At 71.3% G+C, this 19,442-nt stretch carries 18 protein-coding genes and 1 pseudogene; 2 read left to right on the top strand and 17 right to left on the bottom strand.

What is annotated here, in order from left to right:
• Positions 1-49: 49 nt before the first annotated feature.
• From nrfD to QUE40_RS04320, 16 genes and pseudogenes are all read right to left on the bottom strand, one after another.
• On the bottom strand, positions 50-1,153 hold the full coding sequence (gene nrfD, locus QUE40_RS04395; RefSeq protein ID WP_142004573.1) for an NrfD/PsrC family molybdoenzyme membrane anchor subunit: 1,104 nt from the start codon (positions 1,151-1,153) through the stop codon (positions 50-52).
• A complete protein-coding gene (locus QUE40_RS04390) occupies positions 1,153-2,154 on the bottom strand; it encodes a 4Fe-4S dicluster domain-containing protein (protein ID WP_142004572.1) in 1,002 nt (333 codons plus the stop codon). The genes nrfD and QUE40_RS04390 overlap by 1 nt, the downstream gene beginning before the upstream one ends.
• On the bottom strand, positions 2,147-5,461 hold the full coding sequence (gene fdh / locus QUE40_RS04385) for a formate dehydrogenase (protein WP_268885469.1): 3,315 nt from the start codon (positions 5,459-5,461) through the stop codon (positions 2,147-2,149). Before fdh ends, QUE40_RS04390 begins: the two co-directional genes overlap by 8 nt.
• A gap of 94 nt (positions 5,462-5,555) precedes the next feature.
• Complete coding sequence (atpD, locus tag QUE40_RS04380) at positions 5,556-7,019, bottom strand: F0F1 ATP synthase subunit beta (RefSeq protein ID WP_142004569.1); 1,464 nt, start codon at positions 7,017-7,019, stop codon at positions 5,556-5,558.
• A 26-nt stretch (positions 7,020-7,045) separates the two neighbouring features.
• The gene (locus tag QUE40_RS04375; RefSeq protein WP_142004568.1) at positions 7,046-7,948 is read right to left on the bottom strand and encodes a F0F1 ATP synthase subunit gamma; all 903 of its coding nucleotides are present in this window, start codon (positions 7,946-7,948) and stop codon (positions 7,046-7,048) included.
• A 35-nt stretch (positions 7,949-7,983) separates the two neighbouring features.
• Positions 7,984-9,615: a F0F1 ATP synthase subunit alpha gene (gene atpA, locus QUE40_RS04370; RefSeq protein ID WP_289232423.1), complete on the bottom strand. Its 1,632-nt coding sequence runs from the start codon at positions 9,613-9,615 to the stop codon at positions 7,984-7,986.
• 83 nt (positions 9,616-9,698) lie between these two features.
• On the bottom strand, positions 9,699-10,508 hold the full coding sequence (locus QUE40_RS04365) for a F0F1 ATP synthase subunit delta (protein ID WP_289232422.1): 810 nt from the start codon (positions 10,506-10,508) through the stop codon (positions 9,699-9,701).
• Positions 10,509-11,147, bottom strand: a complete 639-nt coding sequence (locus QUE40_RS04360; protein WP_289232421.1) for a F0F1 ATP synthase subunit B — start codon at positions 11,145-11,147, stop codon at positions 10,509-10,511.
• A 55-nt stretch (positions 11,148-11,202) separates the two neighbouring features.
• Positions 11,203-11,418 (bottom strand): ATP synthase subunit c family protein, encoded by a 216-nt coding sequence (locus QUE40_RS04355; RefSeq protein ID WP_142004564.1) that lies wholly within the window; start codon positions 11,416-11,418, stop codon positions 11,203-11,205.
• A 107-nt stretch (positions 11,419-11,525) separates the two neighbouring features.
• Positions 11,526-12,187 (bottom strand): annotated as a pseudogene (atpB, locus tag QUE40_RS04350) (F0F1 ATP synthase subunit A).
• 164 nt (positions 12,188-12,351) lie between these two features.
• Complete coding sequence (locus QUE40_RS04345) at positions 12,352-12,696, bottom strand: AtpZ/AtpI family protein (RefSeq protein ID WP_289232420.1); 345 nt, start codon at positions 12,694-12,696, stop codon at positions 12,352-12,354.
• Entirely contained in the window at positions 12,693-12,980 is a 288-nt protein-coding gene (locus tag QUE40_RS04340) for a hypothetical protein (protein ID WP_289232419.1), read from the bottom strand. The genes QUE40_RS04345 and QUE40_RS04340 overlap by 4 nt, the downstream gene beginning before the upstream one ends.
• A 221-nt stretch (positions 12,981-13,201) precedes the next feature.
• Positions 13,202-14,302, bottom strand: a complete 1,101-nt coding sequence (locus tag QUE40_RS04335) for an MraY family glycosyltransferase (RefSeq protein ID WP_289232418.1) — start codon at positions 14,300-14,302, stop codon at positions 13,202-13,204.
• Positions 14,303-14,309: 7 nt separating this feature from the next.
• Positions 14,310-15,596, bottom strand: a complete 1,287-nt coding sequence (gene glyA, locus QUE40_RS04330) for a serine hydroxymethyltransferase (protein ID WP_142004560.1) — start codon at positions 15,594-15,596, stop codon at positions 14,310-14,312.
• 4 nt (positions 15,597-15,600) lie between these two features.
• Complete coding sequence (locus QUE40_RS04325; protein WP_289232417.1) at positions 15,601-16,521, bottom strand: L-threonylcarbamoyladenylate synthase; 921 nt, start codon at positions 16,519-16,521, stop codon at positions 15,601-15,603.
• Between the two features lie 9 nt (positions 16,522-16,530).
• Complete coding sequence (locus QUE40_RS04320; RefSeq protein ID WP_289232416.1) at positions 16,531-17,466, bottom strand: hypothetical protein; 936 nt, start codon at positions 17,464-17,466, stop codon at positions 16,531-16,533.
• Here QUE40_RS04320 and QUE40_RS04315 point away from each other — a divergent pair.
• Both QUE40_RS04315 and QUE40_RS04310 read left to right on the top strand, forming a co-directional pair.
• Positions 17,452-18,024 carry a pentapeptide repeat-containing protein gene (locus QUE40_RS04315; protein WP_289232415.1) on the top strand — a complete coding sequence of 191 codons (573 nt, stop codon included), beginning with the start codon at positions 17,452-17,454 and terminating at the stop codon, positions 18,022-18,024. The genes QUE40_RS04320 and QUE40_RS04315 overlap by 15 nt on opposite strands.
• A 126-nt stretch (positions 18,025-18,150) precedes the next feature.
• Positions 18,151-18,324, top strand: coding sequence for a hypothetical protein (locus QUE40_RS04310; RefSeq protein WP_170206763.1), 174 nt, complete (start codon positions 18,151-18,153; stop codon positions 18,322-18,324).
• Positions 18,325-18,426: 102 nt separating this feature from the next.
• On the opposite strand, the gene prmC is transcribed toward QUE40_RS04310, so the two are convergent.
• A complete protein-coding gene (gene prmC / locus QUE40_RS04305; RefSeq protein ID WP_289232414.1) occupies positions 18,427-19,251 on the bottom strand; it encodes a peptide chain release factor N(5)-glutamine methyltransferase in 825 nt (274 codons plus the stop codon).
• Between the last annotated feature and the right edge of the window lie 191 nt (positions 19,252-19,442).

Raw genomic sequence — 19,442 nt, 5'->3', positions numbered from 1 at the left:
GTGGGGTACCTGCGCCCTGATGCTGGTGGGGCGGGGTGGGGCGGGCGGGTCAGGCGGTGGTGATGGAGTCGCCCGTGATGCCGGCGGCGCGGCGGGCGGCTAGCCGGCGCTTCTGCGGCTCGATGGTGTAGCGCGGGTCCTTGGCCGACTCCAGCCCGGCCTCGAACACCCCGAACCGGGTGAACGCCGAGGCGGTCATCAGCGCCAGGCCCGAGGCCACGGCGACCGCGCGCGACCGACCGGCGAACAGGGTGCCGATGCCGCCGGCCACCACGAGCCGCTCGCTCCAGCGCAGCAGCTTCCCGGGGGTGCCGTGGTGCAGCGGCTCGACCAGCACCGGGTCCATCTGGCGCTCCATGACCTTGGTGGCGACCAGGTCGGCGGCGCAGCCGATGGCGGCGAGCGTGCGCGCCGGCCGGGTCTGCGAGGTCGGCGTGGTGACCATCGCGAGGCCGCCGGAGGCCAGGCTCGCGGAGCTGGCGAAGACGAACGGCAGGTGCTTGTAGGCGCCGTTCCAGGTCGGGACGGCGGTGTTGGACAGCAGCGCGGCGGTGTAGCCGGCGAGCGGCGGCCCGAAGACGCCGGCACCGATGCCGGCCGGACCCTCGACGGCGCGCAGCACCGGACGCACCGGGCCGATCGGCAGCCGGTTGCCGCTGATCCGGTCCACCTCGTTCGCGACGGCGACGCCCATGCCCGAGCTGAACCCGGTGAGGATCCACGAGCCGACGCTCATCGGCGAGGTGATCTTGAACGTGCGCAGCATGTTGTAGAACCGCTCCGGCCGGCCGAGGTCGGCGACCAGCGCGGCACCGGAGATGCCGACCGCGGTCATCGCCCCGAGCCGGGCGTTGCGGCGCAGCGTGTCGAGCCCGGCCAGCTGCGCGCCGGCGGCGATCACGCCGGAGCCGCCGGCGACCCCGCCGACGAACAGGTAGAGCGCGACCGGCCACTCCCACGGCGGCGGCTTGACGACCGGCTTGCCGTAGTAGGAGACGAACTCGGCGTCGGGCACCATCGGCACCTCGCGGGTGCCGTCGCCCCCGGGCTGGGTGCCGAGGTTGCCGTGCCGGCGCCGTCCACCGGGGCGACGTCCGAACCGGCGCCGGGGCTTCTCCGGCGGGCGGTAGGCGTCGAACTCCGAGGTGGTCATCACCCTCCCTTCACGAAGGCGAGCGCGGCGGCCGCGGCCATCCCGGCCATGGCCATGCCGACCCGCTTGTACATCTCCGGCAGGTCCGCGGTGGGCACCCGCGGGTCGGGCGGCAGGCCGTAGACCTCGGGCTCGTCCAGCAGCAGGAAGACCGACCCGGTGCCGCCGACGCCGTCGTGCTCGTTGGCGCCGTAGAGCCGCGCCTCGGTGCGGCCCTGCGCCTGCAGCTCGGCGAGCCGCTCGTGCGCGGTCACCACGAGGTCGTCGTGGTCGCCGAACTTGATCGACGTCGTGGGGCAGGTCTTGGCGCACGCCGGCGTCTCGTCGTCGAGCAGCCGGTCGTAGCACAGGGTGCACTTCTGGGCGACGCCCACGTTGGGCACGTCGGGCTGCTCGCGCGGGCCGCGCTTGTCGGTCTTGGGCGCGGCCGTGCCGTCGCTGCGCCGCTCGACCACCCCGAACGGGCAGCCGGCCACGCAGGTGCCGCAGCCGTTGCACACGTCGTCCTGGATGACAACCGTGCCGAACTCGGTGCGGAACAGCGCGCCCGTCGGGCACACATCGAGGCAGCCGGCGTGCGTGCAGTGCTTGCACACGTCGGACGACATCAGCCAGCGGAACTCCGGGGTGTCCGGCGGCGTGGTGTCGACGAGCGTGTCGGTCTGCGCGGCGGCGCGGGTCTCGGGAGGACCCACCCGCGGCATGCCGAGGTCGATCAGCTGCTGGCCGCTGGCCCGCGCCTCCTCGATGCGCTCACGGCCCTGCTCGATGAAGGCCACGTGCCGCCAGGTGCTCGCGCCGAGCTGCTCGGTGTTGTCGTACGACATCCCGGACAGCTCCAGGTCGCCGTCGCGCGGGTTGTGGTTCCACTCCTTGCAGGCCACCTCGCAGGCCTTGCACCCGATGCAGATCGAGGTGTCGGTGAAGAAGCCCTTGCGCGGCAGGTCGTCCGTCCACCCCGCGTCGGGTGCGGGGTCGGACGGGCCGGAGAACTCACCCATCGGTCGTCCTTCCCTCCTCGGGACTGGTCGGCTGCTCGGTGAGCCGGACGTTGTCGGTCTGGGTCGTGGCGCCCGCGCGCTCCTGGTAGTCGCGCACCAGCTGCAGCAGCGCCGCGCCGCGCGGCCGGCGGCCTGCGACGATGTCGCATGAGCCGACCTTGGACTCCTGGATCTGGGTGTTCGGGTCGAGCGTGACGCCGATCAGGTCGTTCGCGGCGTCACCCTGCACGACCGCCTCGGTCCCGACTCCCCAGTGGTAGGGCAGCCCCACCTGGTGCACCGCCCGGCCGTTGATGCGCAGCGGCGTCATGCGGTCGGTGACCAGCACCCGCGCCTCGATCGCGGCGCGCGGCGAGACGATCGTCGCCCACCCGCCGTTGGTCAGGCCGCGCTCGGCGGCCAGCGCCGGCGAGATCTCGCAGAACATCTCCGGCTGCAGCTCGGCCAGGAACGGCGACCAGCGGCTCATGCCGCCCGCGGTGTGGTGCTCGGTGAGGCGGTAGGTCGTGAAGACGAACGGGTAGACCTCCACCCCGGGCTCCCCCGCGCTCGGGGCGTCGAGGTTGTCCTCGCGCGGGAACATGATGCGCGCCGGCGCCTGCTGCTGCGGGTAGAGCGCGTTGTCGACCGGCGACTCCTGTGGCTCGTAGTGCGTCGGCAGCGGCCCGTCGACCAGACCGCGCGGCGCGAACAACCAGCCCTTGCCGTCGGCCTGCATGATGAACGGGTCGTCGCCGGCGAGGCCCTCGGCCCCGCCCACTCCGACCGGAGGTCGCTCCCCCGGCGCCTTGTCGGCCGGGAAGTCGGGCACGTCGGGACCGACCCAGCGCTGCTCCTGCTCGTCCCACCACAGGTACTTCTTGCGCTCGCTCCACGGCTTGCCCTCGGGGTCGGCCGAGGCGCGGTTGTACAGGATCCGCCGGTCGGCGGGCCAGGCCCAGCCCCACTCCGACTGCGCCTGCCCCGGCCCGCCCTGCGGCACCCGGCGGGCGGCGTGGTTGGTGCCGTCGGCGTACACGCCGGTGTAGATCCAGCAGCCGCCGGCGGTCGAGCCGTCGGCCCGCATCTCGCCGTAGGCCGACAGGTTCTTGCCCTTGTCGGGACCGGAGACGTAGAAACCGTTGATCTCCGACATCACCGCCTCGGGGTCGGGGTTGCCGTGCGCGTCGAGCGGGTAGTCCCAGGTCATGTCCAGCAGCGGACGGTCGCGCTCGTCGGTCGAGTCGGCCAGCCGCGCGCGGATGCGCCGGCCCAGCTCGAAGAAGAAGTCCAGCTCGCTCTGCGCCTGGCCCGGCGGCTGCACGGCCTGGTGGCGCCACTGCAGCATCCGCTGGGTCTGGGTGAACGATCCGGCCTTCTCCACGTGGGTGGCCGCGGGCAGGAAGAACACCTCGGTGCCGATGTCCTCGGTGCGCAGCTCGCCCGAGGCGATCTCGGGGCTGTCCTTCCACCAGGTCGCCGACTCGATCATGTTCAGGTCGCGCACGACCAGCCACTTCAGGTGCGACATGCCCAGCCGCGCCTGCCGCCCGTTCGCCGAGCCGACGGCCGGGTTCTGGCCGAGCACGAAGTAGCCCTCGACCACGTCGTCGAGCATGTTGACCGTCGTCTGGTACGTCCCCGCGGGCCCGGTGAGACGCGGCAGGTAGTCGTAGCACCAGTCGTTCTCGGCGGTCGCCGCGTCGCCGAACCACGCCTTGAGCAGGCTCACGGCGTAGGTGTCGGCGTAGGCCCAGTAGCCCTTCTGCTCCTTGGAGAACAGCGAGCTGAGGTAGTCCTGGAACGTGTCGTGCTGGCCGGCCGAGGGCATCGGCAGGTAGCCCGGCAGCAGGTTGAACAGCGTCGGGATGTCGGTCGAGCCCTGGATGCTGGCGTGCCCGCGCAGCGCCATGATCCCGCTGCCGGGGCGGCCCACGTTGCCGAGCAGCAGCTGCAGGATCGCGGCGGTGCGGATGAACTGCGCGCCGAACGTGTGCTGGGTCCAGCCGGTGGCGTAGCCGAAGCAGGTCGTCCGCTCGCGGCCGGAGTTGCTGGTGATCGACTCGGCGACGTAGGCGAAGTCCTCGAGGCTGATGCCGCACATGTCGCGCACCATCTCGGGGGTGTAGCGCGCGTAGTGCCGCTTGAGGATCTGGAAGACCGTGCGCGGGTGCTCCAGCGTCTCGTCGCGCAGCACCTCGGCGCTCTCCAGCGACGGGCCTCCCGACCCGTGCTGGTCACCCGCGGCACGGGCGGTCGCCTCGGCGCCGTCCTCGTCCTTGCCGGGAGAGTCGACCGTGCCCTGCTCCACGTCGGGGTGGTCGTACGCCCAGCTCGCCGGGTCGTACGTGCCGGTCTCGGGGTCGAAGCCGGAGAACAGCCCGCCGAGGTCCTCGGGGTCGCGGTAGCTCTCGTTCACCAGCGTCGCGGCGTTGGTGTAGGCCACGACGTAGTCACGGAAGTACAGGTCGTTGCTCAGCACGTGGTTGATCAGCGCGCCGAGCAGCACGACGTCGGACCCTGCGCGGATCGGCACGTGCCGGTCGGCCACCGCGCCGGTGCGCGTGAAGCGGGGGTCGATGTGGATGACCCTGGCCCCCTTGGCCTGCGCCTCGGAGACCCACTGGAAGCCCACCGGGTGCGCCTCGGCCATGTTGCCGCCCATGAGGATGACGCAGTCGGCGTTGGCCATGTCCTGCAGCGACTGGGTCGCGCCGCCTCGACCGTAAGAAGCCCCCAGACCGGGGACGGTGGCGGAGTGTCAAATGCGAGCTTGGTTCTCGATCTGGATCGCGCCTGCTGCGGTGAACAGCTTCTTGATCAGGTAGTTCTCTTCGTTGTCGAGGGTCGCGCCGCCGAGCGAGGCGATCGCCATCGTGCGGCGCAGCTTGCGGCCCTCGTCGTCGAGCTCCTGCCACCCGCGGCGACGCGACTCCAGGAACCGGTCGGCGATCATGTCGATCGCGGTGTCCAGGTCCAGGTCCTGCCAGTCGGTGGCGTACGGCGCGCGGTAACGGATCGTGGTCTGGCGCAGCGGGTTGTTGACCAGCTGCTCGCTGGAGGCGCCCTTGGGGCACAGCCGCCCGCGGGAGATCGGCGAGTCGGGGTCGCCCTCGATGCCGATGACGCGCTCGTCCTTGACGTACACCCGCTGGCCGCAGCCGACGGCGCAGAACGGGCAGACGCTCTGCACGACCCGGTCGGCGGTGGCGGTGCGCGGCTGGATCGCGCGCGTCTTCTTCGACGTGGACGTGGGTCCACGACCGAACCAGTCACCGGACCTCAGCTGTCGCAGGACCGGCCACTCGAGGAACAACTTCTCGGCCACGAGCCCGACCCTAACCCACCGGGAGCAGACATGAATGCACCCTCCCGAGCGGGTCGGGAGGGTGCATCCTGCGTGCGTCGCGAGGCGAGCGGGCTCAGCCGTTCTGCTCGAGCTCCTTGGCCTTGCGCTCGACGTCGTCGAGGCCACCGCACATGAAGAACGCCTGCTCCGGGACGTGGTCGTAGTCGCCGTCGGCGATCTTGGTGAACGCCTCGATCGTGTCGGCCAGCGGCACGGTCGAGCCCTCGATGCCGGTGAACTGCTTGGCGACGTAGGTGTTCTGCGACAGGAAGCGCTGGATGCGACGGGCCCGGTTGACGAGGATCTTGTCCTCCTCGGAGAGCTCGTCGATGCCGAGGATCGCGATGATGTCCTGCAGCTCCTTGTTGCGCTGCAGGATCCCCTTGATGCGCACCGCGGTGTCGTAGTGCTCCTTGGAGATGTAGCGCGGGTCCAGGATGCGCGAGGTCGACGTCAGCGGGTCCACGGCGGGGTAGATGCCCATCGAGGCGATGTCACGCGAGAGCTCGGTGGTCGCGTCGAGGTGGGCGAACGTCGTGGCCGGCGCCGGGTCGGTGTAGTCGTCGGCGGGCACGTAGATCGCCTGCATCGAGGTGATCGAGTGACCGCGCGTCGAGGTGATCCGCTCCTGCAGCACGCCCATCTCGTCGGCCAGGGTCGGCTGGTAGCCCACGGCCGACGGCATGCGGCCGAGCAGCGTCGAGACCTCCGAGCCGGCCTGGGTGAACCGGAAGATGTTGTCGATGAACAGCAGCACGTCCTGGTTCTGCACGTCGCGGAAGTACTCCGCCATCGTGAGCGCGGACAGCGCGACCCGCAGGCGGGTGCCCGGCGGCTCGTCCATCTGGCCGAACACCAGCGCGGTCTGCGGGAGCACGCCGGCCTCGTCCATCTCGACCATCAGGTCGTTGCCCTCACGGGTGCGCTCGCCGACACCGGCGAACACCGACACACCACCGTGGTCGCGCGCGACGCGGGCGATCATCTCCTGGATCAGCACGGTCTTGCCGACACCCGCACCGCCGAACAGACCGATCTTGCCGCCCTGGACGTACGGCGTGAGCAGGTCGATGACCTTGATGCCGGTCTCGAACATCTGGGTCTTGGACTCCAGCGCGTCGAAGGCCGGGGCCTTGCGGTGGATGCCCCAGCGCTCGGTGACGTCGAGCGTCTCGCCCGGCTCGAGGTTGAGGCAGTCGCCGGTCGCGTTGAAGACCTTGCCGAGGGTGACGTCACCGACGGGCACGGTGATCGGGCCGCCGGTGTCCTGCACCTGGGCGCCGCGGACCAGACCGTCGGTCGGCTGCAGCGAGATGGCGCGCACCATGTTGTCGCCGACGTGCTGGGCGACCTCGAGGTTGATGCGCTTGGGCTCGTCGCCCTCGATCTGGACGTCGGTGGTCAGCAGGTTGTAGATGTCGGGCATCGAGTCGCCGGAGAACTCCACGTCGACGACCGGGCCGATGACCCGGGCGACGCGACCGACGCCACCCGGGGAGCTCTGCTCCTGCTGCGGGGCTGCGGTGGTTGCAGTCATTGTCCTGTGCTTCCTTTACTTCCGGGTCAGGCCTCGGCGAGCGCGCTGGCGCCACCGACGATCTCGGAGATCTCCTGGGTGATCTCCGCCTGGCGGGCCTGGTTGGCGAGACGGGTGTAGGTGCGGATGAGGTCCTCGGCGTTGTCGGTCGCCGACTTCATCGCCCGCTGACGGGCAGCGAGCTCGGAGGCCGCCGACTGCAGCAGGCAGTTGTAGATCCGCGCCGTGATGTATTTCGGCAGCAGCGCGTCGAGCACCTCGGCCGGGTTCGGCTCGAAGTCGTACAGCGGCAGCGGGCCGTGCACCTGCTCCTCGCCGGCCTCGTCAGCCGAGACGACCTCCAGCGGTAGCAGCCGCAGGTCGCGCGGCTCCTGGGTCACCATCGAGCGGAACTGGGTGTAGACGACGTGGACCTCGTCGACACCGCCCTCGTCGGAGCCCTTGGTGAACTCCTCTACGAGGCGCTCACCGATCTCCTTGGCGTCCTCGAACCGGGGCGAGTCGGTGAAGCCGGACCACTCGGCGGCGTAGTCGCGGCGGCGGAACTTGTAGTAGCTCACCGCCTTGCGGCCGACGAGGTAGGGCACGACCTCCTTGCCCTCGTTCTGCAGTCGCTCGATCAGCTCGGCGCTCTTCTTGATCGCGTTGACCGAGTAGGACCCGGCCAGGCCGCGGTCGCTGGTGCAGATCAGCACCGCCGCCCGGCGCGGGCTCTCCCGCTCGGTCGTCAGCAGGTGCTCGGTGTCGGAGTAGCTCGCCACCGCCGAGCACGCGCGAGTGAGCGCGAGGGCGTACGGCGTGGAACGCTCCACCGCCTGCCGCGCCTTCACCACGCGCGAGGCAGCGATGAGCTCCATCGCGCGGGTGATCTTCTTGGTCGCCTGGACCGAGCGGATGCGCTGGCGGTAGATCCGCTGCTGCCCTGCCATCGGGCACTCTCCTTAACGTTGCAGCCTGCGGGGCGTCAGCCCTGCTTGACGATCTTGGCCTGGTCGATCTGGTCCTGGGTGATCTCGTCGTGCCGCTCCGAGCCCTCACCACCGCGGTCCTCGGTCGGCTGGAACTGCTGCTTGAAGGCCTTCATGTGGTCTTCCAGCTTGTTCTTGCCGTCGTCGTCGAGCTTGGTGGTCTCGCGGATCGCGTCGAGCAGCCCCGAGTCGTTGTGCCGCAGGAAGTCGAGCCACTCCGACTCGAACCGCTGCACGTCGTCGACCGGGACGTCGTCGAACTTGCCGGTGGTGCCGGCCCAGATCGTGACGACCTGCTCCTCCATGGGGAAGGGGTCGTTCTGCGGCTGCTTGAACATCGCCATCAGCCGCTCACCGCGCGCCAGCTGGTGGCGCGAGGCCGCGTCGAGGTCGGAGGCGAACATGGCGAACGCCTGCATCTCGCGGTACTGCGCGAGGTCGACCTTGATCGAGCCGGTGACCGCCTTCATGGCCTTGGTCATGGCCGCACCGCCGACTCGCGACACCGACACACCCACGTCGACCGCGGGGCGCTGGTTGGAGTTGAACAGGTCGGCCTGCAGGAAGATCTGGCCGTCGGTGATCGAGATGACGTTGGTCGGGATGTACGCCGACACGTCGCCGGCCTTGGTCTCGATGATCGGCAGGCCGGTCATCGAGCCGGCGCCCAGCTCGTCGTTCAGCTTGGCGCAGCGCTCCAGCAGCCGCGAGTGCAGGTAGAACACGTCACCCGGGTAGGCCTCGCGGCCCGGCGGGCGGCGCAGCAGCAGCGACATCGCGCGGTAGGCCTCGGCCTGCTTGGACAGGTCGTCGAACACGATGAGCACGTGCTTGCCGTCGTACATCCAGTGCTGGCCGATGGCCGAGCCGGTGAACGGCGCGAGGTACTTGAAGCCGGCCGGGTCGCCCGCGGGGGCGTTGACGATGGTGGTGTACTCCATCGCGCCCGCCTCCTCCAGCGTGCCCTTGACCTCGGCGACGGTGGAGTTCTTCTGGCCGACGGCGACGTAGATGCAGCGGACCTGCTTCTCCGGGTCGCCGGTCTCCCAGTTCTGCTTCTGGTTGATGATCGTGTCGGTGGCGATCGTCGTCTTACCGGTCTTGCGGTCGCCGATGATCAGCTGACGCTGACCGCGACCGATCGGGGTCATCGAGTCGATCGCCTTGATGCCGGTCATCAGCGGCTGGTGCACCGACTTGCGCGACACCACGTTGGGCGCCTGCAGCTCGAGCTCGCGGCGGGTGTCGGACTGGATGTCGCCCAGACCGTCGATCGGCTGGCCCAGCGGGTCGACGACCCGGCCGAGGAACGCGTCGCCGACGGGCACCGAGAGCACCTCGCCGGTCCGCTTGACCTCCTGGCCCTCCTCGATGCCGCCGAACTCGCCGAGGATGACGACACCGATGTCGTGCACGTCGAGGTTCAGCGCGATGCCGAGGGTGCCGTCCTCGAACTGCAGCAGCTCGTTGGTCATCGCCGAGGGCAGACCCTCGACGTGGGCGATGCCGTCGCTGGCGTCGACCACGCGGCCCACCTCTTCGCGCGAGGCGGTGCCCGGCTCGTACGACTGGACATAGCCGTCCAGCGCGTCGCGGATCTCCTCCGGACGGATCGAGAGCTCCGTCATCATCTACTCCTTCATGGCCGGGACCGGTGGTCCCGAGGTGTGGTCTGTCTGCTGCAGTTGTGGGGTGCGGGTCGCCCGCCGGCTCAGCCGGCCAGCGCCCGTCGGGCGTCGTCGAGGCGGCGCGCCACCGTGCCGTCGATGACCTCGTCGCCGACCTGCACGCGCAGGCCGCCGACCACGTCGGGGTCGATGACCACGTTGAGCTGCACCGGCTTGGAGTACGTCCGGGAGAGCGCCTGCTCCAGGCGCTCGGCCAGGTCGGGGCTCAGCGGCTTGGCCACGGTCACCAGCGCCACCAGCTGCTCGCGCCGCTGCGCGGCCACGCCCTGGTAACGCTCGATCGCCTGGTCGAACCGCTGCCCGCGCGGGTTGAACGCCGCCAGCCGGGCCAGCTGCACCGTCTCCGGCGCGGCCTTGCCGTCGAGCAGCCGACCCACGAGGTCGGCCTTGTCCTGCCCGCCGCGCTGACGGTTGGTCAGGGCGTCACGCAGCTCGGGGGTGCCGGCCACGAGGCGCTCGACCTGGAACAGCTCCTGCTCGACCTGCCCCAGACGACCGGCCTGCTCGGCTGCGGCGGTGACCGCCTCGGCGCCCAGCAGGTCGAGGGCGTCGGACATGTCCCGCTCGGCCGACCAGCGCTGGCCGACGAGCGAGCCGAGGACCTGCCGGGCCGCGTCGCCGACCTTGCCCTCGAACAGCCGGTCGCCGAGCTGACGCTTGGCATCGGTGTCACGAGAGGGGTCGACCAGCGCGCGGCGCAGCGCCGCGCTGCTGTCGAGCGTGCGGCCGACGAAGAACAGGTCGTCGGCCAGCTGCTTGGCGTCGGTCTGCCCGAGCTGCTGCGCGAGCTGGTCGCGCCCGGCCTTGAGTGCTCCGCGGGACGAGCCGTCCATCTAGGACTCGCTCCCCTGCCGCGTCGCGCCACCCTGCGGGGCCGCGGCCTGCTGGCCACCGACCTTCTCGGGCGTCACGTCGCCGGCCTCGAGCTCGGCGAGGAAGCGCTCGACGATGCCGCGCTGACGCGTCTCGTCCTGCAGCGACTCACCGACGATGCGGCTGGCGAGGTCGGTCGAGATGCGACCCACGTCGCTGCGCAGCGAGACGGCGGCCTGCTGACGCTCGGCCTCGATCGACTTCTGCGCCGACTCGGTGATGCGCTGCGCCTCGACGCCCGCCTGGTTGCGGGCCTCGGCGACGATCTGCGCACCCTGCGCGCGGGCGTCCTCACGGATGCGCCCCGCCTCGGCGTGGGCCTCCTTGAGCTGCGCCTCGTACTTGGCCTTGGCCTCCTCGGCCTGCTGCTGAGCGGCCTCGGCCTGCTCCATGCCGCCCTCGATGGCGGCGGTGCGCTCGGCGTAGACCTCTTCGAGGCGCGGCACGACCTTGGTCTTCACGATCCAGTAGAAGATCCCGAAGACCACCAGGCCGAAGACCAGCTCGGGCCAGTACGGCAGGATCGGCAGCGAGGCACTCGGCTCGTCGGTCTGCTCGGCCTGCACGAGCCCGCTTCTCACTGCGGTCTCAACGAACATGATGGTTCTCCCTCATCAACCGCGGCACACCCATGGTGCGCGGCACGTGTCGGTCCTAGTTGTTGATGAAGAAGAGCACCAGACCGAAGATCGCGAGCGCCTCGGCGAGCGCGAAGCCCAGGATGGCGATCGGGCGCAGCATGTTGGCCGACTCCGGCTGGCGCGCAACGCCGTTGATGTAGGCGGCGAAGATCAGACCCACGGCGATGGCGGGGCCGATGGCGGCGAGGCCGTAGCCGACCAGGGAGATGGAACCCGTGACAGAACCCATGGGGGTTGTTCCTCTTTCGTTTCTCGGTGTGTGCCGGACGCAGCGTGCACCCGGAGCGTTCGTGTTGCGTGTTCAGTTGTGGCCGTGCACCGGGAGGACCGGCAAGATCAGTGGTCGTCCGCCAGCGCGCCGCCGATGTAGGAGGCGGCCAGCAGGGTGAAGACGTAGGCCTGCAGGAACTGGATCAGCGCCTCGAAGGCGGTCATGACCACGGCCATCAGCCAGGCGGGGATCGCGACGAGCTTGAGGGCGATGCTGTCGGCGAGGAACAGCTCGACACCGCCGACGATGAACACCAGCAGCAGCATGTGACCGGCGAACATGTTGCCGAACAGTCGCAGCGCCAGGGTCAGCGGGCGGGTGATGAAGAAGGTCATCAGCTCCAGGAAGGCGATCAGCGGGAGCAGCCAGCCGGGGATGCCCGGGGGATCATCCACTTGACGTAGCCGACGAGGCCGCCGTGCTTCTTGATGCCGATCCAGTGGTAGACGACGTAGACGATCGCGGTCAGCGCGATCGGGAAGCCGATGCGCGACATCGTCGGGATCTGGAACGGCGGGATGATGCCCATCAGGTTGTTCAGCAGGATGAACAGGAACAGGCTGAACAGGAGCGGGACGTACTTGATGAACTCGCGCGAGCCGATGGAGTCCTCGGCGATGCCGCCGCGCACGAAGGAGTAGGCCTGCTCGGTCACCCACTGCTTCTTGCTCGGGACGACCGTGGCGTTCTTGGTCGACCACAGCAGCCAGCCGGCGAGCGCGAGCATCGAGATCAGGGCGATGACCATGATCCGGGTGATCGCCACCGGACCGACCGACACGAGCGGGAGCCAGAAGCTCTCGGGCGACGGCGGGAAGTGACCCGTCCGTCCGCTGCCGTCGTCGGCTGCAGGAAGGGCCGCGACGGCCTGGGCGCTCAGTGCGCTGAGGCTCACAAGTTCTCCTCGATCAGGGTCATCAACGGGGTGCGGAAGACGGGGGCCTCAGGACCCATCGGGTCGTTCCGGTCGCTCGGCGGACCGCGGCTTCCCGGGGAGGCGCTCGGTTGTCCTGACGTACCGTACCGGACGTACAGGGAGTACAACGACAGCGCCATCCCGCCGAGCAGACCCACCAGCAGCAGCCACGGTCCGGTGCCGAGCCAGCGGTCCACGAGCCAGCCGATCCCGGCGAACATCGCCGGTCCGGTGACCAGGGTGGCGGTGGCGTGCGCGGCCAGCAGGTCGGACGAGGGCTCGGTGGGCCGGTAGGCCGAACCCTTGCGCGGCTCGCTCATCGGGCCGCCTTCGGCAGGGGCACGTCGGAGACCAGCACCCGGGCCGTGACGAACGAGCGCAGCTGGCCGCCCATCCAGGCGAGCGTGGCGACCAGCACCCCGAGCCCGACGTACGTCCGGTCGAGCCCTGGCAGGGCCGCGACCGCGAGGCCGGCGGCCACCATCAGCAGCAGCTGGCAGAAGTAGACGATCAGCGCGGACGGCAGCGCCAGGCCGGGCGCCCAGGCGCGCAGGATGTGGTCGAGCGCGAGCAGCCCGCCGCCGAAGAACGCCGCGGCGAGCACTCCCCGGCGAGCGCGCCGAGCGCGGCGGGGGCTCCGGAGATCACGGCGCCGACCAGCGCGAGGGCCGCCGCGGCGACGAGCGCGGGGACCGAGCCACCGACGAGCATGCGACGACCCGGGTCGGATGTTTCCGACGAGCGGGTGCGGCGGGGGCTCATGACGGGCTCTCCATCGGGGTCAGGGCCGGCCCGGCGGGTGGCCGGACGTGCTTGTGAAAGTTATCACAAGCGGTGCTGGTCGAGCCACCGGGGCACTCCCCAGGTCAGCACGAGCGAGCCGGCGAGCAGCACCGCGAGGATGCTCGTGGCCACCGGCACGGCGGTGTAGGAGAAGGACAGGACTCCGACCGCGATCGAGAACGACCAGGCGTACAGGATCAGCACCGCGCGGCGGTGGGTGTGGCCGATGCGCAGCATCTTGTGGTGCAGGTGCTTGGCGTCGGGGCGGGTGAAGTTGCGGCCGCGCCGGCGGAAGGCCAGCAGGATGTCGACCACCGGCAGCAGCAGGATCGCCACGGGCAGCGCGATCGGCAGCCACCACGACACCGCCGTGGAGACCTCGGCGATGGCGGGGTCGTAGTCACCGGTGAAGCTGATCGTCGCCGCCGACAGCAGCAGCCCGAGCAGCAGCGCCCCCGAGTCGCCCATGAACAGGCGCGCGGGGAAGAAGTTGTGCGGCAGGAAGCCGAGGCAGCAGCCGACCAGCACCGCGCTCAGCAGCGCCGCCACCGAGAACACGTTGGGCGGGTCGAAGCGCGGCTGGAAGTAGGTCCAGATGAAGAAGGTCAGGCCCGCGATGCCGACCACGCCCGCGGCCAGCCCGTCGAGCCCGTCGACGAAGTTCACCGCGTTGGTGGTGGCCACGACGATGAAGACGGTGAGGACGACCAGGATCGGCTGCGGCAGGATGGTGCGTCCGTCGATCGGCAGGCTGATCAGCTGCACTCCGGAGAAGGCCATGAGCCCTCCGGCGAGCATCTGCCCGGCGAACTTGGTGAGCGCGTCGAGACCGCGAAGGTCGTCGATGACCCCGAGCGCGCAGATCAGGACGGCGCCGACCAGCACGCCGGCGAGCTTGGGTCCCTGACCGTCCTCGACCCGGAACAGCTGGGAGAGGAACGGCAGCTGGGAGGCCACCGCGAGGCCGGCCACCAGGCCGGCCAGCATCGCGAGACCTCCCAGCCGCGGGATCGGCACAGTGTGCACGTCCCGACCGCGCACCGGGGTGATCGCGTCGAACCGCACCGCGATCCACCGGGCGAACGGCGTCGCCAGGAACGTCACGACCGTGACGACCAGGCAGACGAGGACGTACTCCCGCACGGATCGGTCAGACCTGCGCCGAGTGCGGGTACGCCGGGAACCGGGTGACCAGGTCGGTCACCTCGCCGCGGACCTTGACCGCGGCCGGGTGCTCGCGGGTGCCGTCGCCCTCGGTGATCGCCGTGTGGATGAGCTCGGCGATGGTCTTCATCTCCTCGGTGCCCATGCCCTGGGTCGTGACGCACGGGGCGCCGACCCGGATGCCCGAGGCGACGTTGGGCTTCTGCGGGTCGAACGGGATGGCGTTCTTGTTGAGCACGATGCCGGCCGCGTCGGCGCGCTCCTCGGCCTCGGCGCCGGTGACCCCGATGCCCTGCAGGTCGTGCAGCGACAGGTGGGTGTCGGTGCCGCCGGTGGTCGGGCGGATGCCCTTGTCCCCCAACGAGGTCGCCAGCTGCTGGGCGTTGGCGATGACCTGCTTGGCGTAGTCGGCGTACTCCGGCGAGGCGCACTCCTTGAAGTTCACCGCCTTCGCGGCGACGGTGTGCATCTGCGGGCCGCCCTGCATCATCGGGAAGACGGCCTTGTCGAGCGCCTTGGCGTGCTCCTCGCGGCAGACCAGCGCACCGGAGCGCGGGCCGCGCAGCACCTTGTGCGTGGTGAAGGTGACGACGTCGGCGTACGGCACCGGCGAGGGGATCGCCTTGCCGGCCACCAGACCGATGAAGTGCGCGGCGTCGACCCAGAAGATCGCGCCGACCTCGTCGGCGAGGTTGCGGAAGAACTCGAAGTCGATCAGCCGCGGGATCGCCGAGCCGCCGGCGCAGATGACCTTGGGCCGGTGCTCCTTGGCGAGGCGCTCGACCTCGTCGTAGTCGATGTTCTCGGTCTCCTTGTCGACGCCGTAGTGCACGGCGTCGAACCACTTGCCCGAGAAGGAGACCTTGGTGCCGTGGGTCAGGTGGCCGCCCATCGGCAGCGCCATCGCGAGCAGCGTCTCGCCGGGCTTCATGAACGCGCCGTAGACCGCCTGGTTGGCGCTGGCGCCGGAGTGCGGCTGCACGTTGGCGTGGTCGGCGTCGAACAGCGCCTTGCACCGCTCGATCGCGAGGTTCTCGGCGACGTCGACGACCTCGCACCCGCCGTAGTAGCGGCGGCCGGGGTAACCCTCGGCGTACTTGTTCGTGAGCGTCGAGCCGAGCGCGGTGATGACGGACGGGCTCGACATGTTCTCGCTGGCGATCAGCTGCAGCCCGCCGCGGATGCGCTCGAGCTCGTCGACGAGCACGTCGGCGATCTCCGGGTCGAACTGCTGCAGCTCGGAGTAGTCGGGGCCGTAGAAGGGCGTGGTCATCTGCTCACCGTTCGTTCGGGGTCGGGGACTGCGGGTCGTGCGCGGGTTCGGGCGGCGGGACCGGCCGCTGCGCGACGTGCGGCACGTCGTCGCCGTAGGACCAGTTCGGGTCGTCGTCGGCCTGGGCGTCGGTCTCGGCGTACGTCGCTCCGGTCTCGGAGTCGTGCCAGTGCTGGCCGAGCGAGCCCTCCTCCCCCTCGGGCACGTCGGCCGAGGAGTGCACCGGGGCGTCCGGGTCGGGACCGGGCTCGGCCGCGGCCGGCTCGGGGCGCGGCGGCACCACCAGGTGCATGCCCTCGCCGAGCACCTCGCGGATGCGCTCGATGCTGATCGCCCCCTCGCGCAGCACGACGGGGTCGGGCTTGGTGCAGTCGACGATCGTGGACGGCACCCCGCCGGAGCGCTCGCCGTCGTCGAGGTAGACGTCGACGTAGGGGCCGAGCATGAACCCCGCCTCGGTCGCGGTGCGGGCCGCGGGCTCGCCGGTGCGGTTGGCGCTGCTGACCGCGAGCGGCCCCGTCTCGGCGAGCAGGGTCAGGGTCAGCTCGTCGTCGGGCATCCGCAGCCCGACGGTGCCGTTGGTGTCGCCGAGGTCCCACGACAGCGACTGCTGGGAGCGCACCACGATGGTGAGGGCGCCGGGCCACAGCTCCTTGACCAGCCGCTTGGCGTACGACGGCATCGCCATCGCGAGCCCGTCGACCGTGCGCGGGTTGGGCACGAGCACCGGCGGCGGCATGTCGCGCCCGCGCCCCTTGGCCTCGAAGATCAGCGAGACGCCGGCGACGTCGAAGGCGTCGGCGGCGAGGCCGTACACCGTGTCGGTGGGCAGCACGACGAGGCGCCCCTCGAGGAGGGCCGCCCGTGCGGCCTCGATCCCCTCGGCGCGCTGCGTCTCGTCGCTGCAGTCGAAGACCCGGGTCAACGAGTCACCTCAGAAGCCACCGTCGAAACCGCCACCGAAGTCTCCGCCGCCGAAGTCACCGCCGCCGAAGTCACTGCCACCGAAGTCGCCACCGCCGAAGTCGCCGGCCTGGTCGACGCCCGCCTCGCCGCCGAGGTCGCCGCCCTGGTCGACGCCCGCCTCGCCGCCGAGGTCGCCGCCCTGGTCGGCGCCGGGGTCACCCGCGTCGCCGCCCTGGTCGCCACCCTCGGCACCCGGGTCGGCGCCGTCGGCCAGCTCGCCCTGGGCGTCCATGTCGTTGAACAGCTCGTTCGCGATCGCGGTGCCGACGAAGGCGGCCGCGACGGTGCCGAGCAGCAGCCCGCCCATGCCGAGACCGGCGCCGCCCATGCCGCCGCGCAGCTGACCGCCGCCGGGGCCGCCGAAGGCGTTGCGCAGGGTGCCCGGGCGCTGCATCTCGATGCGCGTCGCGCTGCGCGCGAGGGACTGCGGGCTGTCGTCGCGCGGGGTCTCGTCGGGGTTGGCCTGGGCCAGCTTGTTCAGGACCTGCTGGCGCTGGGCCGGCGTCAGCTGGGCGAACGCCTGCTCGTGCGCCTGCTCGAGCTTCTCGGGCGGGGCCGTGCGCAGGAGGTACTCGTAGCGCTGGACGGCCTGCTCGTCCTCGGTCTGCTGCTGACCGGGCTGCGGCGCGCCCGGCTGGGGGCGGCGTAACCCGGCTGCGGGGCGCCGTAACCCGGGGGCGGCGGCTGCTGGCCGGGCGGCACGGCGCCACCCGCCGGCGGCTGACCGGCCGGCTGCTGCCAGCCGGGCTGGGGCCCGGGAGCCTGGTGGCTCGGGCCGGTCTTGTCTCGTCCGAACAGTCGGTCCAGGAAGCCCATGACTTCCACCCCTTCGTCGTCCATCAGCGAACGACCCCGAGCGTAGTCGGCGGCGGCTGCCATGCTGCACCGCATGCGCAGGGAGCACCAGGACGAGACGTTCGACGACCCGGCCGCCGTGCTCGAGGCGGTGGCCGCCGCGGACGGGCCGCTGACGTTCGTGCGCTGCGACCTGCGCGAGCTGCGCCTGCGCGACGCCGACCTGTCCGAGATCGCCTTCGTCGACTGCGCGATGGACGGCGTCGACCTCACCGGGGCGCGGCTCGCCGAGACCGTCTTCACCGGCTGCCGGTTGATGGGCGCCCGGTTCGAGCGGGTGGGCGGCCTCGGGTTCCGCCTCGAGCGCTGCAACCTGTTCGCCGCCAACCTGATCGGCGTCCCGCTCCCCCACGCCGACCTCACCGGGTGCCGCCTGGCCGAGGCGGTGCTGCGGGCCGCCGACCTGCGCTGGGCGATCTTCGACGGGTGCGACCTGCGCGACGCCGACCTCACCGACGCCCAGCTCGAGGGCGCCGACCTGCGCGGCGCCGACCTCGGTCCGTGCGACGTCACGCGGCTGCGCGCGCTGCGCGGCGCCCTCATCACCCCCGCCCAGGCCGGTGCCATCGTCGAGGACCTCGCGGGCGTGGTGGTCAGCCCGGCGTGAGCCGCCCGGGCCGACCCCGCCGGGCCCAGCCCCACAGATCGGTCGCAGCGCGCCTCCAGCACTCCGACAGCGCGGGAGCGCACAGTAGGTCTCCAGCGTCCGTCACTCATGGCACGAGGTGGACCGATGAACAAGAACGACGACCGCAAGGCCCAGCTGCGGGTCATGGGTGCGGTGGCGGTGCTCGCCGCCGGGGTGGGTGTGGGGCTGACCTCGCTCCCGGCCCCGGCCGAGGCCGCCTCCCCCACGCCGCACGTGCAACCGCAGGTCCGCGAGGACGTACGTCAGCACGGCGGTTGAGTGGTCACTCGTTGCTGGTGCCGCGCGGCTCGCACCCGCAACAAGTGACCACTCGAGAGCGCCGTCCGCCGGACCCGGCTGGGTGACGCACGCCCGGCCGCCTCACGCCTGCGGGGCGCGGGCGGTGACCGCCCGGGGACGGCCGGTGAGGTCGTCGTGGTCGTGCACCTCGACCCAGCCCTGCCGCACGAGCTGAGCCGGCAGGGTCGCGCCCTGCACGTCGGCATGCTCCATGACGAGCAGTCCCCCGGGGCGCAGCAGCGCCCTCGCCCGCGCCGCCACCTCGAGCGGGATGCGCAGCCCGTCGTCGCTGCCGCCGTAGAGCGCCACCGACGGGTCGTGGTCGCGCACCTCCGGGTCGACCGGCTCCATGCCGACGGGGATGTACGGCGGGTTGCTCACCACGACGTCCACCTCACCCTCCAGCTCGGGGAAGGCGTCCTGCGCAGCCCCCGACCTCAGGTCGAGGTCGAGCCCCAGCGTCGCGCGGTTGCGGTCGGCCCAGGCGCGCGCCAGCGGGTCCAGCTCGACCGCCGCCACCACGGCGTCGGGCCGTTCGGCCGCGAGCGCCAGCGCGATGGCGCCGGACCCGGTGCACAGGTCGACGACGCGGCCACCCTGCGGCAGCCCCGCCGCCGCGAGGTCGACCAGCATCTCCGTCTCCGGGCGCGGCACGAACACCCCCGGCCCCACCTGCAGCTCCAGGTCGCGGAACGGCGCCCGGCCGGTCAGGTGCTGCAGCGGGATGCGCTGCACCCGCGCGGCCACCAGCCCCTCGAGCCGCTCGACCACCGGCTCCGGCGGCGTCTCCCCCAGCAGGTCAGCCCGACGTACGTCAGCGGCGGCTCGACCCCACGCGTGCGCCAGCAGCAGCGCGGCGTCGGACTCCGGCGAGGCCACCCCCGCCGCCCGCAGCCGCCCCGCCACCGCCCGGATCGTGCTGCGGGGGTCTCGATACGCGGCTCGGCTAGCGCCTCGCCGCTACTCGACCAGCGTGCTGGGTCCCCGCTCACGGCTTCTGTCGCGCTCGGTCGCACTCCGCTCCGGCCGCGTGCTCCTTCGTCGCCCGCAACCTGCGCTGCGCGCTCCTCGCCGCTCACACCTTCTGTCGCGCTCGG

Source organism: Barrientosiimonas endolithica, from assembly GCF_030296655.1.
Lineage (GTDB): Bacteria > Actinomycetota > Actinomycetes > Actinomycetales > Dermatophilaceae > Barrientosiimonas > Barrientosiimonas humi.
This window is presented reverse-complemented; position numbering and strand designations above follow the sequence as displayed.